The 14,108-nt window shown below is 57.5% G+C and carries 15 protein-coding genes; 10 read left to right on the top strand and 5 right to left on the bottom strand.

Annotation, left to right across the window (positions count from 1 at the left end):
* Positions 1 to 33: 33 nt before the first annotated feature.
* On the top strand, positions 34 to 1,140 hold the full coding sequence (gene aguA, locus J4D25_RS13445; RefSeq protein ID WP_057712442.1) for an agmatine deiminase: 1,107 nt from the start codon (positions 34 to 36) through the stop codon (positions 1,138 to 1,140).
* Between the two features lie 242 nt (positions 1,141 to 1,382).
* Entirely contained in the window at positions 1,383 to 1,595 is a 213-nt protein-coding gene (locus J4D25_RS13440; RefSeq protein ID WP_057712441.1) for a hypothetical protein, read from the top strand.
* A 229-nt stretch (positions 1,596 to 1,824) separates the two neighbouring features.
* Here the strand turns inward: J4D25_RS13440 and J4D25_RS13435 are convergent, their stop codons facing one another.
* Entirely contained in the window at positions 1,825 to 3,918 is a 2,094-nt protein-coding gene (locus tag J4D25_RS13435) for a TonB-dependent siderophore receptor (RefSeq protein WP_057712440.1), read from the bottom strand.
* Between the two features lie 263 nt (positions 3,919 to 4,181).
* On the opposite strand from J4D25_RS13435, the gene J4D25_RS13430 reads away from it, so the two are divergent.
* From J4D25_RS13430 to J4D25_RS13390, 8 genes are all read left to right on the top strand, one after another.
* A complete protein-coding gene (locus J4D25_RS13430) occupies positions 4,182 to 4,853 on the top strand; it encodes a DsbA family protein (protein ID WP_057712439.1) in 672 nt (223 codons plus the stop codon).
* Between the two features lie 261 nt (positions 4,854 to 5,114).
* Complete coding sequence (locus J4D25_RS13425) at positions 5,115 to 6,401, top strand: OprD family porin (RefSeq protein WP_057712438.1); 1,287 nt, start codon at positions 5,115 to 5,117, stop codon at positions 6,399 to 6,401.
* A gap of 243 nt (positions 6,402 to 6,644) precedes the next feature.
* Complete coding sequence (locus tag J4D25_RS13420; protein WP_046040827.1) at positions 6,645 to 6,962, top strand: hypothetical protein; 318 nt, start codon at positions 6,645 to 6,647, stop codon at positions 6,960 to 6,962.
* Positions 6,952 to 7,236: a DNA-binding transcriptional regulator gene (locus J4D25_RS13415; RefSeq protein WP_057399227.1), complete on the top strand. Its 285-nt coding sequence runs from the start codon at positions 6,952 to 6,954 to the stop codon at positions 7,234 to 7,236. The genes J4D25_RS13420 and J4D25_RS13415 overlap by 11 nt, the downstream gene beginning before the upstream one ends.
* Positions 7,237 to 7,454: 218 nt before the next feature.
* The gene (locus J4D25_RS13410) at positions 7,455 to 7,676 is read left to right on the top strand and encodes a 4-oxalocrotonate tautomerase family protein (protein WP_008003165.1); all 222 of its coding nucleotides are present in this window, start codon (positions 7,455 to 7,457) and stop codon (positions 7,674 to 7,676) included.
* Positions 7,673 to 8,329: a DsbA family oxidoreductase gene (locus J4D25_RS13405; protein WP_057712437.1), complete on the top strand. Its 657-nt coding sequence runs from the start codon at positions 7,673 to 7,675 to the stop codon at positions 8,327 to 8,329. The genes J4D25_RS13410 and J4D25_RS13405 overlap by 4 nt, the downstream gene beginning before the upstream one ends.
* Positions 8,330 to 8,372: 43 nt before the next feature.
* A complete protein-coding gene (locus tag J4D25_RS13400) occupies positions 8,373 to 9,083 on the top strand; it encodes an SDR family NAD(P)-dependent oxidoreductase (RefSeq protein WP_057712436.1) in 711 nt (236 codons plus the stop codon).
* Between the two features lie 528 nt (positions 9,084 to 9,611).
* Positions 9,612 to 10,241, top strand: coding sequence for a LysE family translocator (locus tag J4D25_RS13390; protein WP_057712435.1), 630 nt, complete (start codon positions 9,612 to 9,614; stop codon positions 10,239 to 10,241).
* Positions 10,242 to 10,332: 91 nt separating this feature from the next.
* On the opposite strand, the gene J4D25_RS13385 is transcribed toward J4D25_RS13390, so the two are convergent.
* Genes J4D25_RS13385 through J4D25_RS13370 form a run of 4 tightly spaced genes read right to left on the bottom strand, consistent with a single transcriptional unit; the run spans position 10,333 to position 13,387 of the window.
* A complete protein-coding gene (locus tag J4D25_RS13385) occupies positions 10,333 to 11,097 on the bottom strand; it encodes an ABC transporter ATP-binding protein (protein WP_057712434.1) in 765 nt (254 codons plus the stop codon).
* A gap of 16 nt (positions 11,098 to 11,113) precedes the next feature.
* On the bottom strand, positions 11,114 to 11,824 hold the full coding sequence (locus tag J4D25_RS13380) for an ABC transporter permease (protein ID WP_057712433.1): 711 nt from the start codon (positions 11,822 to 11,824) through the stop codon (positions 11,114 to 11,116).
* Entirely contained in the window at positions 11,821 to 12,549 is a 729-nt protein-coding gene (locus J4D25_RS13375; protein WP_057712432.1) for an ABC transporter permease, read from the bottom strand. The genes J4D25_RS13380 and J4D25_RS13375 overlap by 4 nt, the downstream gene beginning before the upstream one ends.
* Before the next feature lie 55 nt (positions 12,550 to 12,604).
* Positions 12,605 to 13,387: a transporter substrate-binding domain-containing protein gene (locus J4D25_RS13370; protein WP_057712431.1), complete on the bottom strand. Its 783-nt coding sequence runs from the start codon at positions 13,385 to 13,387 to the stop codon at positions 12,605 to 12,607.
* Between the last annotated feature and the right edge of the window lie 721 nt (positions 13,388 to 14,108).

Genomic DNA, 14,108 nt, shown 5'->3' with positions numbered 1-14,108 from the left:
TCAGGTATCAATGTCACTCCGGAGTCCTGAGCCATGACCACGTTGAACAGCACCCCTCGCGCCGACGGCTTCTATATGCCAGCCGAATGGGCACCACAAACCCAGACCTGGATGATCTGGCCCGAGCGCCCGGACAACTGGCGCCTGGGTGGCAAGCCGGCACAAGCCGCTCACGTGGCAGTGGCCAAGGCTATCGCCCGTTTCGAACCGGTGACCGTGGCGGTTTCCGCCGGCCAGTACGAAAACGCCCGTGCCCGTCTGGACGTGCCGAATATTCGTGTGGTGGAAATGTCCAGCGACGACGCCTGGGTTCGCGACTCCGGTCCTACCTTCGTCATCAACAATAGTGGCGAAGTCCGTGGTGTGAACTGGGACTTCAATGCCTGGGGCGGTTTTGACGGCGGCCTGTATTCGCCGTGGAACCGTGACTCGCAGGTTGGTGGCAAGATCCTCGAGATCGAGCGCAGCCCCCGTTATCGCACCGAAGGCTTCGTGCTGGAAGGCGGTTCGATTCACGTCGACGGCGAAGGCACCCTGATCACCACCGAAGAATGCCTGCTCAACCGCAATCGCAACCCGCACATGAATCGAGCGGAAATCGAAGCGGTCCTGAGTGCAAACCTGGCTGTGGATAAGATCATCTGGCTGCCGGATGGCTTGTTCAACGACGAAACCGATGGCCATGTGGATAACTTCTGCTGCTACGTGCGCCCGGGTGAAGTGCTGCTGGCCTGGACCGATGATCCGCAGGACCCGAACTACCCGCGCTGTCAGGCGGCGATGAAAGCGCTGCAAAGCAGCACCGATGCCAAGGGGCGCCCGTTCACGGTGCACAAGATGCCGATCCCGGGTCCGCTGTTTGCGACCGAGGAAGAGTGTGCCGGTGTCGATCCGGTTGATGGTACGCAGGAACGTAATCCTACTGTTCGTCTGGCCGGTTCCTACGTGAACTTCCTGATCGTCAACGGCGGCATCATCGCGCCGAGCTTTGACGACCCGCAGGATGGTCCGGCAAAGGAAATCTTGCAGAACCTGTTCCCACAGCATGAAGTGGTAATGGTGCCTGGTCGCGAACTGTTACTGGGGGGCGGCAATATTCACTGTCTTACCCAGCAACAACCCGCGCCGCACAAGGAGTGAGTGAGGTCGTAACAGCTTGAGTTGATTACGAAATCCCTCAGGCTGTCGATCAGCCTCCCGCAATGCACGGAGCCCGCGGCCCTACAGGCCTGCGGGCTTTTTTGTATCTGCCAGGCCACATTCAGAAACCTTGGCACAGCTCTTGTATCTCCGCTGTTGTAACTCGGGGGAGGGAGGACTTCTATGTTCTGTCATAAACCTTGGATAAGTTAGCCGCTCACAAACCGGGAGAGAGCGCTGAAATGAACGCCGAAGTGAACGTAGTGAGCGACAAGGCGTTGCATCCCCTGGCAGTAAATAGCGAATCGCTCCAGATCCTGGCGCACTGGTTCAAGTCCAATGGAATGCGTCAGATCAGCGATACTGATCCGCGCCGGACAATGATCGAGCGTTACCCTGCTGGTTTATTCAGCGAGGCGGAACTGGATGCGTTGTGGGATGTGATGGAAGGATAAGAAGAACAACAACGGATTGAACAAAAAAAACGCTGCCGGGATGGCAGCGTTTTTTTTGCGCGCAGATTCATGCAATCACTACGATCCCCTGTGGGAGCGAGCTTGCTCGCGATGGCGCCCGGCCAGTCAGCGTTTATATCGACTGACCCACCGCTATCGCGAGCAAGCTCGCTCCCACAAGGGAATAGTGCGAACCAGTGTTATTGGTTCACACAGGGATAAGTGGTGTTTAGAAACTGTAGGTGCCCGTCACCACCAGGCTACGCGGTGCCCCCGGCTGGATCTGGAATGCACTGGTTGCCGATTCGTAATACGTCTTGTCGCTGATATTGTTCAGCGCCGCGCGCAAATCCCAATCCTTCTGGCGGAAGCCTGCCAAGGCGTCCCAGCGGCCATAACCTGGCAACACGGTGGTGTTGAGGTTGTCGGCATAGCGGTCGCCAACCAAGGTCAAGCCGGTTTCGGCGTACCAGCCCATTTCCGGTTTCCAGGTCAGGAACAGGCTGCCGTTGTGCTTGGCCACGTTGTTGATGCGCTTGCCTTCCAAGCCGTTGTTGTCCTTTTCGATGGTTGCGTCCTGCAGACCCACGCCACCGCGCATGTACCAGTTGCCGGCAATTCTGCCAGCGGCGGTCAGCTCGATCCCGCGAGAGCGTTGCAGCCCTGAAAGCAGGGTAATGGTCGGGTTGTTCGGGTCGCTGGTGCGACGGTTGTAGAGCTCCAGCTCATAGATGGCCAGCGTGGTGCTTAGGCGATCGTCGAGCCAGTCGCTCTTCACCCCGATTTCCTTTTGCCTGGTCCGCTCCGGGCTCAGGTCATTGCTGTTACCTGCCGCGCCCGGGGTGATGCCGATCAAGCCACCGCCGACCGGCGAGAACGTCTTGCTCCAGGAGGCGTAGAAGGAGTGATTTTGCAGCGGCGTCCAGACCACGCCAACGCGAGGGCTGGTGCTATGACTGTCACTGTCTTCGGAAATGTTGCGCACCTTGTTGGTCGACTCGATATCGAACGTGTCGTAACGCAGGCCGGCGAGCAATTGCCATTGATCGTTCAGGCGCAATTGATCCTGTACATACACCGCACGGCTCTCGACCTCGGTGTGGGTGTTGCTCGACACCACCATGCGCCCGGTATGACGCAAATTGCGGTCCGGGTTGTTCAGGTCCAGCGCCGGCACCGGTGAACTGCCCGGGCCGGAAGTGGCGGCGGTGTACAGCAGTGGGTCGCGGCGCTGGCTGCCGATTTCGATGCCGGTGAGCAAGCGGTGCTCCAGGCCGAAGGTATCGAAACCACCTTCCAGCTCGACGTTGTTGTAGACATTGCGAGTGTTCAGGTCCTGCTGCCAGTGCTGGCGCGTAACCTTGTTGGTGGCCGGGACATAGCCGGTCAAGTAAGTATTGTCGAAATCGCTGTCGAGCTTGAAAACACCCAGGGTCTGGCGCAGTTGCCAGTTGTCGCTCAGTTCATACGTGAGTTTCGAGCGCAGGGACTGTGCCTTGTCGTCGATGAAATCGTTTTCGCTGCCGTAGGTTGTATCGCGCCCCACGTCTGCCGGGCGACCGTTTACACCGGGGATGCCACGATCCGGCGTGCGGTTGTAGCGGCTGTATTCGTACTGCACCAACCAGTTCAGATCGGGTGTCAGCTGCCAGCTCATCGAGGGCGCGAACAACTGGCGATTGCCACTCACACCATCACGAAAGCTGTTCTCGTCCATGTTGCCCATGTTCAGGCGCAGGCTGATGTTCTCGGACGGGTCGGTGCTGAGGTCGGCATACAGGCTGCGCAAATCCTCGCTGCCGCCCTGGGCTTCAATGGTCGAGCGGCGACCGAACTCGGGCAGCTTGCTCACCCGGTTGACGATGCCGCCCTGGCTGCCACGGCCATACAGCACAGCGGCGGGGCCTTTCAAAACGTCGATGCGTTCGATGTTGTGCAGGTCGCGAACGTACTGGCTGTCGTCGCGGATGCCATCGAGATAGAAGTCGTTGCTGGCGTCGAAACCGCGGATGCGCAGGCTGTCGAAACGAGTGTCGGCGCCGCTGCTGACGTTGGGGATACCGCTGAGCGCCGTGCCCAAGTCGTTGGTGCCGTAATCCATGACGTTCGAAGTTTTGATCGAGTCGATGGCTTGTGGCACGTAGCGCACCGGTGTCGCGGTCCGGGTTGCTGTACTGGTTTGGGTTACGCGCGGGTCGTCGGCTTCAGCTTCGGCGCTGATCGATGTGGCAGGTAGGGTGGTCGGTGCAGCGTAGGAAAAACCGGCAGACAACAAGGCAGAGAGCCCAAAGCTGTAGGGCGCAAGACGAAAAGGGGCAGGCATTGAAAAGCGCATCCGTAGAATTTTCAGGTTGAAGCGTGCAAGGGGTGCGAATAGTAATGCTTGTCATTTGCCGTTGTTAGATGTAATTGAGAATCTATATCATTTGATTGTTTCGAGTTGTGTCTGAGTTGATACAGAGGACTTGCGCAACCATTCGACCGATTCAAGCAACAGACTGAAAGCCAATCCGGCGTTTTTCCGGAGCCGCTGGAGCACTAACCTGCCGACATCGAATTTTCCTGAATTTCTGTCGGAGCCTTCCCATGATCCTGCATTACATCTACGACCCATTGTGCGGCTGGTGCTACGGCGCCAAACCGCTGGTGCAGGCCGCCCAGGCTGTGCTGCCCGTGATTGCCCACGGCGGCGGCATGATGACGGGGGCCAATCGGCAAAAGGTATCGCCACAACTGCGCAGTTATGTCATGCCCCATGACCGGCGCATCGCCGAATACAGCGGGCAGCCGTTCGGTGAAGACTATTTCGAAGGTTTGTTGCGTGATCACACCGCCGTGTTCGACTCGGCGCCACCCATCGCTGCGGTGCTGGCTGCCGAGCAAATGGGAGGTCGCGGGCTGGAGTTGTTGGGGCGTTTGCAAAGTGCTCACTACGTGGAGGGGCGCCGCATCGCCGACGAATCGGTACTGATTGAACTGGCCCACGGCATGGGGCTGGACCGTCAAACCTTCGAAAGAGCCTTCAGGGCGGCCGACACCGAAGGCCATATCAGGAACAGCCGGGCGCTTTTGGCCAAGGTCGGTGGGCAGGGCTTTCCGACCCTGGCGCTTGAGCACAATGAACAATTCACCCTGATCGATATCGGGCCGTGGCTGGGCAAACCCCAGGCATTTGCGCAGTGGCTGAGTCAGTCGCTGCCCGATCAGGGATCATCCATTTCCGTAGCAGCCTGCGGCCTCGATGGCTGCAGCAATTGAACATTCCTGCTGCGTAAAGCAATTTCTTAGACGGTTTTCGCCTATTTTTAGAGGATTCATGAAATTGACACATCGTTAAGGGCGCAGCTACGATTCGGCCCAACGCCTGTGGCCAACCGCCACGATCAAAAATTATAAAAAGGCCCGCCGCGAGAAATCGTGGGCGGGCCTTTTTGTTTTCGTCATGAAAAAAGAGCGCGATAGCGCCGTTTCGGCCGTTCGGCACAGCGCGTATCAACCGGAAATAAGGAAAAGAACAAAATGTTGAACAAGCGAATCAGCCTGATCGCTCTGGGGATGTTGAGTGCGACACAGGCCATGGCGAACGACCAGGCCGAATCCAAGGGTTTTGTTGAAGACAGCAGCCTCAAAGTGCTGCTGCGCAATGCTTACATCAATCGTGACTACAAAGACGGCAACCCGGATAAATCCGAGTGGGGCCAGGCGGCCATCGGCACGTTCTCGTCCGGCTTCACCCAAGGCACCGTGGGCGTGGGTGTGGACGCTTTCGGGTTATACGCTCTGAACCTGGAGCGCAACGAAGACCGTAGCGGCGCGCAAGGCATCGATTTCTTCAAAAAGGGCGACAGCGGCCAGCCGGCTGACGATCTGTCCAAGGGCGGCGCAGCGATCAAGTTCCGCCTGTCCAGCACCACCCTGACCTACGGCGACCAGATGCCGGCCCTGCCGGTACTGAACTACGACAATTCGCGCCTGCTGCCGGAAAGCTACACCGGCACCCTGATCACCTCCAAGGAGATCAAAGGGCTGCAACTGGACGCCGGCCGCTTCACCGCCGAATCGCGCAAAAGCGCCGAAGGCCGTGACAGCGGTGGCTTGAAGTCGATCAACGTCTTGGGCGGTAGCTACCAGTTCACCGAGCAATTCAAGGCCGCGCTCTACGCTTCCGACGTCGAAGACGTGCTGAAGAAACAATACGTGAACGCCAACTACGTGTTCCCGATCGACAAGGATCAGTCCCTGACCCTGGACTTCAACGGCTACCGCACCAAGCTGGAAGATTCCTACGTCCGCGAAAACGGTATCACTGGCGACGACAACAAGATCTGGAGCCTGGCGGCCACCTTCATCACCGGCCCGCACTCGTTCACCCTCGCACACCAGCGCAGCACCGGCGACAGCAACCTGGGCTACGCCTACGGCGGCTACCAGAAAGATCAAGGTCGCGTCGGCGACGGTGGCAACACCATCTACCTGGCGAACTCCTACTGGTCCGACTTCAACGCTGAAGACGAACGCAGCTGGCAAGTGGGCTACGGCCTGGACTTCAGCACCTTCGGTGTACCGGGCCTGAGTTACAACGTGGCCTATGTGCGCGGTGACAACATCACTACCTCCACCAGCGAAGGCGGCACCGAGCGCGAGATCTTCAACCAGATCAAATACGTCGTCCAAAGCGGCCCGGCCAAAGACCTCAGCGTGAAACTGCGCAGCTCGGTCCTGCGTGTGTCGCAGAAGTCGAGCGAGTACAACGTCAGCGGCAACGAAGTGCGTGTGTTTGTGGATTACCCGATCAACATCTTCTGATGAGCGGTTGCGGTTTCGAGGCCTGATGAAGGGCTGAGAAAGGAAAAGCCCCAACTGGTTCGGGGCTTTTTTGTTGTCGATTTGCTCATGTCGCCGAAACACGATTTTGGCAACACGTCTTGAGAACGTGTCGTCCGCGGCGAAATGTTCGGAGGACGTGTCGCAAAAAGTGGAAAATTGCGACACGTCTTAGCACTTCAAATCGATTGCTCGACTATACGGCAATGCCGTATAGTCATGCCCATGTTCACGATTATCGAAACCGAAATTTTCAAGCGTTATGCTGAATCCATCTGGGACGATGGCGAACGTCATGAATTCATTACCTGGCTGGCGGCTAATCCGTTGGCGGGCGATGTGGTTCCTGGTAGCGGCGGTCTGCGCAAGGTTCGTTGGTCCCGTAGCGGGATGGGCAAACGAGGCGGTACCCGTGTCATTTACTACAACACGCTTTCTGAAGGCTCAATCTGGTTGTTAATCGCCTACACCAAGGCGAAGTTCGACAATTTACCCGCAGCCTTCCTCAAGCAACTGAAGGAGGAAATCAGCAATGGTCAATGAACTGGAGCAATTCCAGCAGGACTTGCTGGACTCTGTGCGTCAAATGAAAGCAGGCAAAGCTGCTCGGGTGACTGAGGTGCCGCTGTCTGCGGCTGCTGAAGCACGGGCCAAAGTGGGTGTGTCTCAAAGTGCATTCGCCGAGCTGATTGGAGTCAGTTTGCGAACGCTGCAGGATTGGGAGCAGGGGCGACGGCAACCGACGGGAGCGGCGCAGACGCTGTTGCGCGTGGCGAGTCAGCATCCTGAGGCACTGCGTGACCTTCAAGCGATTTAGTCAAGAAGGCAAACTTTCTGCTCAACACATCGCCGAAATTGAGAAGTCGCCAAGTCGTTCGATGGGCGCGAGTATTTTGTATGCCCTCTTTTTAACTCATTACACTACGTAACTAATGAAGTTCCCGCTCCCACCTTTATCCCTTCCAGCAAACTCCATAAATTGAGCTCCAACGCCTCTCCCATCATCCCGACGGGAAGGTCACTGGAGTTTCCCTCATGCCTTTCGTATCCGTACGCATCACCCGAGATGGCGTTACCACTGAGCAGAAAGCTCAGGTGATTGCCGAGATCACTGAAACACTGGAGCGCGTCCTCAACAAACGCCCTGACCTGACCCACATCGTGATCGAGGAAGTCGACACCGATAACTGGGGTTACGCCGGCATCACCACCACCCAGTACCGCAAGCAACTGGCCGAGGCGGAAGGGCAGTCATGACGTCCTCCGTCACCATCGATTTCATCTCCGATGTGGTGTGCCCCTGGTGCGCGCTGGGGGCGACGGCGCTGGAGCAGGCGATCGAGAACGTGGCCGGGGAAGTCTCGGTCGAGCTGACCTACAAGCCGTTCGAGTTGAACCCGGACATGCCGGCCGAAGGTGAGCAAGCGGTCGAGCACCTGATGCGCAAGTACGGGAGAACAGCCGACGACGTCGCCGCCGGCAAGGCCATGCAAATCGCTCGCGGCGAGGCCATTGGTTTCAAGTTCGATCTGGAGAAGCGCACGCATTTCTACAACACCTTCGATGCGCACCGATTGTTGCTGTGGGCGTTGCAGGAAGGGCGACAAGTCGAGCTGAAGAGGGTGCTGCTACGGGCCTATTTCAGCGAAGGCCAGAACCCGAGCGATCAATCGACGCTGGTGCGTCTGGCGACTGAAGCGGGGCTGGATGCGACAGGGGCGAGAGAGGTGCTGGCGTCCGACGCATTCGCCAGCGAAGTGCGTGAGCTTGAAATGTATTACCGCCAGCACGGCATCAACTCGGTTCCGGCCATGGTGCTGAACGGTCGCCACCTGGTGTCCGGTTCGCAATCGGTCGAGTACTACGAACAGATGTTGAGACAAATGGTGAACGCCCCGGCCGAAGCCTGATTACAGATTTCTACCCCACTTTTAATTGTCAGAGGTCTTCATCATGAGCATTTCGAAAAAAGTCATCGTTATCACCGGCGCATCCCAGGGTCTCGGCGACGGTATGGTCAAAGCTTTTCGTGAACTCGGTTACCGGATCGTCGCCACTTCGCGTTCGATCAAGCCGTCCACCGATCCGGACATTCTCACCGTGGCCGGTGACATCGGCGAGCCGGAAACCGCCCAGCGCGTCATCCGTGAAGCGATCTCCCGTTTCGGTCGCATCGATACCCTGGTCAACAACGCCGGGATCTTCATCGCCAAGCCGTTCACCGCGTATACCGCAGAGGACTACGCCAATGTGTTGTCGGTGAACGTCAATGGCTTCTTCTACATCACCCAACTCGCCATCGCCGAGATGGAAAAGCAGGGCAGCGGCCACGTCGTCAACATCACCACCAGCCTGGTGGACCACGCCATCGACGGCGTGCCATCGGTGTTGGCTTCACTGACCAAGGGCGGCCTCAACGCGGCAACCAAATCCCTGGCCATCGAATACGCCAAGCGCGGGATCCGGGTGAACGCAGTCAGCCCGGGCATCATCAAGACCCCCATGCATGGCGAAGAAACCCATGCCGCACTGGGCAATCTGCACCCGGTCGGGCACATGGGCGAGATCGATGATATTGCGCAAGCGGTCGTGTATCTGGACGGCGCCAAGTTCGTCACTGGCGAAATCCTGCACGTGGACGGTGGTCAGAGCGCGGGACACTGAAAGCGTTTTTTCAAACCCCTGAAACAACAAAGCCCTCGTATTGCTACGAGGGTTTTGTTTGGAATAACCCATTCTTTTTGGTAAGGATGGTCGAATTGAGAGCTCTCGGTTCCATAACCGTGAGTGGTGGGCGCAGCAGTTTCGGATGAAGGTCAGGGTGTGGAGCCTGGAAGCCAATACTTCGAAGGGCAGATTGAATCTGCTAGCGATCGCTTTTTTGTCGACGCTTTTGCCTATGCGGCCGTTTCATTCGTACGCCACACTCAATGAAGTAGCAAGGCAGCTAAATAGCCGCCCTCGAAAAACACTAAACTACGAAACACCCGCTGAACGATTTAGCCAATCTGTTGCGTCGACCGGTTGAATCCACAGCCAGAAGCGGCCAACCGCACCTGCTTTACCATGCCGTCGACCAGATTATTTTTCCTGTCCAAACCAGACTGTTGCGGCCAAATCCATCCGCACTGTATCTGCTCCTGCCTATTTACTACTGGTTAGCATTACTCCTCACTCACGGACTTATGCTCTATGCCGGATACCACTAACCTTTACCTGTTCATTGTTGCCGCCTTGCTGTTGTTGATCGTTCCTGGCCCTAACATGGCTATCGTCAGCAGCCATGCGGTTGCTCATGGATGGCGTGCCGGCCTCGCTGCAGCACTGGGAATAACCCTGGCCGATGTGCTGATGACCGTCATGGTTAGCGCAGGCCTCGGTGTGTTGGTGATGAGTTGGGCGCCGGCGTTTGACTTGCTGCGCTGGGCCGGGGCTTGTTATCTGATGTTGCTGGCGTGGCAGGCATTGAAGACTTCTACTTCGGATACTGAGTCTCAAGCCACACAGGCCTCGCTGAAGAAGATCTTTGTCCGAGCCACGCTCAACAGTTTGTTAAACCCCAAGGCGCTGTTGTTCTTCATGGTATTCCTACCGCAGTTCGTCACCGTAGGTACCAGTAGTGTCACCTCGCAATTAATGTTCTTGGGTTTGTTGCTTGCGCTGATCGCATTGATCTTCCATTCCCTGCTCGGATTTTGCGCCGGACAGCTGCATGTGCGCTTTCGCGAAGGCATGATCTCTAAACGCCTTGGTGCCTATAGCTTCGCTGCGGTGATGACAGCTCTGGCGGCACGGTTGCTTCTACTTGATCGACCATTTTGAAGGAGCGAGACATATCGGCTCGGCACAATTTTTCCTTGCTGATACGCGCTATCGAACACCGTGACCGAGACGATATGTCTGCTTATTGGACTTACTTCAGGTTGCCGCTTAGAAACTGCTTCAGGCGCTCGCTTTTGGGGTTGCCTAATACGTCCTCGGGCGCACCCTGTTCTTCGACCCGTCCCTGGTGCAGGAACAGCACCTGGTTCGACACTTTGCGCGCAAAGCTCATTTCGTGGGTCACCATGATCATGGTGCGGCCTTCTTCGGCCAGGCCCTGGATCACCTTGAGTACTTCGCCCACCAGTTCCGGGTCCAGGGCCGAAGTCGGCTCGTCGAACAGCATGATCTCCGGTTCCATGCTCAGGGCACGGGCAATGGCGACCCGTTGCTGCTGACCGCCCGAGAGAAACGCCGGGTATTGATCGGCAACCCGTGCCGGTAAACCGACCTTGTCCAGGTAGCGCCGGGCGCGATCCTCCGCGTCCTTCTTGCTGACGCCCAGCACCCGGCGCGGGGCCATGGTGATGTTGTCGAGCACGGTCATGTGGCTCCACAGGTTGAAGTGCTGGAACACCATCGCCAGGCGAGTGCGGATGCGTTGCAGTTCATTGGCGTCGGCCACGCGCATGCCGTGGTGGTCATGGACCATTTTAATCGGCTGGCTGTCCAGGCTCATGGCGCCGTCGTTGGGCGTTTCCAGGAAGTTGATGCAACGCAGAAAGGTGCTCTTGCCCGAACCACTGGCGCCAATCAGGCTGATCACATCACCGGTCCTGGCGTTTAGCGAAACGCCCTTGAGGACTTCATGGTTGCCGTAACTTTTGTGCAGGTTTTCAACGGTCAGTTTGTACATGAACAAGCATCCTGAATTAGTGAGCCGGGCCGAGGAAGGACAACCAACGGCGTTCAGCCAGGCGGAACAGGCCGACCAGGGAGAAAGTGACTGCCAGGTAGATCAACGCGGCGATGCCGAACGACTGGAAGGTCAGGAAGGTCGCCGAGTTGGCGTCCCGCGCGACTTTCAGAATGTCCGGGATGGTCGCGGTGAAGGCCACGGTGGTCGAGTGCAGCATCAGAATCACTTCGTTGCTGTAATAAGGCAGCGAGCGACGCAGGGCGGACGGCATGATCACGTAGGTGTACAGCTTCCAGCCGGTCAGGCCGTAGGCCTTGGCCGCTTCGACTTCACCATGGGCCATGCTGCGAATCGCCCCGGCGAAGATCTCCGTGGTGTAAGCGCAGGTGTTCAGGGCGAACGCCAGGATGGTGCAGTTCATCGCATCGCGAAAGAACGCATCCAGCACTGGCTGAGCTCGTACCGCGGCCAGGCTGTATATTCCCGTGTAGCAAATCAGCAACTGGATATACAGCGGTGTGCCACGGAACAGGTAGGTGTAGAACTGCACCGGCCAGCGCACCCAGACATTGGTCGAGACCCGGGCTATAGACAGCGGGATCGACATCACGAAGCCGAAGAAGATCGAGGCACTGAGCAGCCAGAGGGTCATGGCCAGCCCGGTGATGTGAGTGCCGTCCTGGAACAGGAACGGTTTCCAGTATTCCTGCAGTAGCTCGATCATCGCACGGCCTCCCGGGTGCCTGCGGCGTAGAAGATTTCCATCCGGCGCAAGACGTAGTTCGAAACGGTGGTGATCACCAGATAGATCAAGGCGGCCAGTATCAGGAAGAAGAACAGCTGATAGGAGCTCTTGCCCGCGTCCTGGGCCACCTTGACCAGATCTGCCAGGCCAATGATCGACACCAGCGCGGTGGCCTTGAGGATCACCATCCAGTTATTACCGATGCCCGGCAGGGCAAAACGCATCATTTGCGGGAACACCACCAGGCGAAAGCGCTGGGCGCGGGTCAGGCCGTAGGCAGTAGCCGCTTCCATCTGCCCTCGGGGTACGGCAAGGATGGCGCCACGGAAGGTTTCGGTGAAATACGCCCCGTAGATGAAGCCCAGGGTAATGACCCCGGCGCTAAAGGGGTTGATTTCGATATAGTCCCAGCCCAGTGCTTCGGTCAGGCTGGTCAGCCAGGTTTGCAGGCTGTAGAAGATCAACAGCATCAGCACCAGGTCCGGCACCCCGCGGATCAGCGTGGTGTAGGCCTGCGCAGGGACGCGCAGCAGTGCCGATTTCGAAAGCTTGGCGCTGGCGCCGATCAGGCCCAGACCAACGCTCACCAGCAAGCACAGAAAGGATAATTTGACAGTCATCCAGGAACCTTGCAGCAACAGCGGGCCAAAGCCCTTGAGGCTGAAGCCTGACAGCCCCAGGATCATCAACAGGTTTTCGAACATTGGGCAGCCCTACGTCAATCCAGAAAGCGCCCATCCGGAAATGGGCGCAGGGTCATTATTGGCCGCTGTAGAGATTCAGATCGCCAAAGTGCTTCTGCTGGACGGCCGCATAGGTGCCATTGTCGTGCAGTGCCTTGATGCCTTTGTTCAGCAAGGCCTGGAGCTCGGCGTTGCCTTTGGTGAGGCCCACGGCGGTTTTGGCTGGCAGAAGGGGGCTTTCGACCGGTTCGCTGATTTGGAAGTCGGCGCCTGGCGGCGACTTCAGGAAGCCCAGTTCGGCTTGCAGCATGTCCTGGATCGAGGCATCGAGGCGGCCGGAGATCAGGTCGGCGTACACCTGGTCCTGGTTGGCGTAGGCCTGCGTCTCTACCCCAGCCTTGTCCAGCACGGCCTTGGCGTAGGCTTCCTGGATGGTGCCTTGCTCGTAGCCGACTTTCTTGCCCTTGAGGGAAGCCGGATCGGTGCCGACGGCCGTGCCTTTCTTGAATACCAGCGCGGTCGGGCCAGAGAACAGCTCGCTCGAGAAATCGATGACTTTCTCACGTGCCGGCGTGACCGTCATGGAAGAGATCACGCCATCGAACTTGTTGGCCTTGAGGCCGGGAATCATGCCGTCGAAGTCGCTTTCAACCCACTTGCACTTGACCTTCAGCTCAGCGCAGATCGCGTTGCCCAGGTCGATATCGAAGCCCACCAGGCTGCCATCGGCGGCCTTGGATTCGAACGGCGCATAAGAGGGGTCAACGCCGAAGCGCAACTCCTTGTACTCCTTGGCCAGCGCGGAACCGGCAGCTACACACAAAGCCAACGCAGAAAGGGTCAGAAATTTTCTTTTCATTGTTTTTATTCCTAAGGACCAACATGAGCGCTTGTGACACATGAGTACTGTTATGGAGCTCGTATGACACTATGGAAGAAGTAACACTCGACAGGTCGCGCTCCTGGTGAACAAGAAGGCAGAGCCCGTGGGGGAAAGTAGTCTAGAAGCAAGCGAGTGCGACGATAAGACGAAAAGTGCGTTGATTTAACGAATTAATGGTCATTATGACGATCAATACTGACTATGTGATGATTTGGCGTGCTGCCGCTGACCGAAAACTGCCCCAGGTGTTCAACTGTTCCCGTTCAACTTTTGAGCAGGGGCACACAGGGTGATTAGCATGAGGTAGCTTCCATTTTCGCGGACGCGAAAATCGCATCCTGGTACTGCCGAAGCCCTGACACTACGGAGCGACGTGCGGCTGATAATTCCGTCGACTCGCCCACCCATTTGCATTCCACCTGACCAGTTGGATGTGTCAGGTGCTTGAGGAGAGCTGGCAGCATCGATCAAGGGCCACATGGTCATCTCAATCAACGATCATCCGCAGATCCGGGAGGTGTTCTCGGGGCTTCGCCTGAAGGAAGTGCCATTCCGGCATATGGTGGGGAGCAAGGCGGTAAGCAGGCCAATGAGCTGATCTACTTCAACTGGTAACAATCGCACCCAACGAAAAAGCCGCCCTTGAGGCGGCTTTTTTGGCTCTGTACATGTGAAAATTTTGCCAATTTCAACTAAG

Source organism: Pseudomonas sp. GW456-L13 (assembly GCF_017350115.1).
GTDB classification, from domain to species: Bacteria; Pseudomonadota; Gammaproteobacteria; order Pseudomonadales; family Pseudomonadaceae; genus Aquipseudomonas; species Aquipseudomonas jessenii.
This window is presented reverse-complemented; position numbering and strand designations above follow the sequence as displayed.

Bases quoted from the DNA above. Each gene is read 5' to 3' on its own strand.
- aguA (WP_057712442.1), top strand. From the start codon at position 34: ATGACCACGTTGAACAGCACCCCTCGCGCCGACGGCTTCTATATGCCA.
- J4D25_RS13440 (WP_057712441.1), top strand. From the start codon at position 1,383: ATGAACGCCGAAGTGAACGTAGTGAGCGACAAGGCGTTGCATCCCCTG.
- J4D25_RS13435 (WP_057712440.1), bottom strand. From the start codon at position 3,918: ATGCCTGCCCCTTTTCGTCTTGCGCCCTACAGCTTTGGGCTCTCTGCC.
- J4D25_RS13430 (WP_057712439.1), top strand. From the start codon at position 4,182: ATGATCCTGCATTACATCTACGACCCATTGTGCGGCTGGTGCTACGGC.
- J4D25_RS13425 (WP_057712438.1), top strand. From the start codon at position 5,115: ATGTTGAACAAGCGAATCAGCCTGATCGCTCTGGGGATGTTGAGTGCG.
- J4D25_RS13420 (WP_046040827.1), top strand. From the start codon at position 6,645: ATGTTCACGATTATCGAAACCGAAATTTTCAAGCGTTATGCTGAATCC.
- J4D25_RS13415 (WP_057399227.1), top strand. From the start codon at position 6,952: ATGGTCAATGAACTGGAGCAATTCCAGCAGGACTTGCTGGACTCTGTG.
- J4D25_RS13410 (WP_008003165.1), top strand. From the start codon at position 7,455: ATGCCTTTCGTATCCGTACGCATCACCCGAGATGGCGTTACCACTGAG.
- J4D25_RS13405 (WP_057712437.1), top strand. From the start codon at position 7,673: ATGACGTCCTCCGTCACCATCGATTTCATCTCCGATGTGGTGTGCCCC.
- J4D25_RS13400 (WP_057712436.1), top strand. From the start codon at position 8,373: ATGAGCATTTCGAAAAAAGTCATCGTTATCACCGGCGCATCCCAGGGT.
- J4D25_RS13390 (WP_057712435.1), top strand. From the start codon at position 9,612: ATGCCGGATACCACTAACCTTTACCTGTTCATTGTTGCCGCCTTGCTG.
- J4D25_RS13385 (WP_057712434.1), bottom strand. From the start codon at position 11,097: ATGTACAAACTGACCGTTGAAAACCTGCACAAAAGTTACGGCAACCAT.
- J4D25_RS13380 (WP_057712433.1), bottom strand. From the start codon at position 11,824: ATGATCGAGCTACTGCAGGAATACTGGAAACCGTTCCTGTTCCAGGAC.
- J4D25_RS13375 (WP_057712432.1), bottom strand. From the start codon at position 12,549: ATGTTCGAAAACCTGTTGATGATCCTGGGGCTGTCAGGCTTCAGCCTC.
- J4D25_RS13370 (WP_057712431.1), bottom strand. From the start codon at position 13,387: ATGAAAAGAAAATTTCTGACCCTTTCTGCGTTGGCTTTGTGTGTAGCT.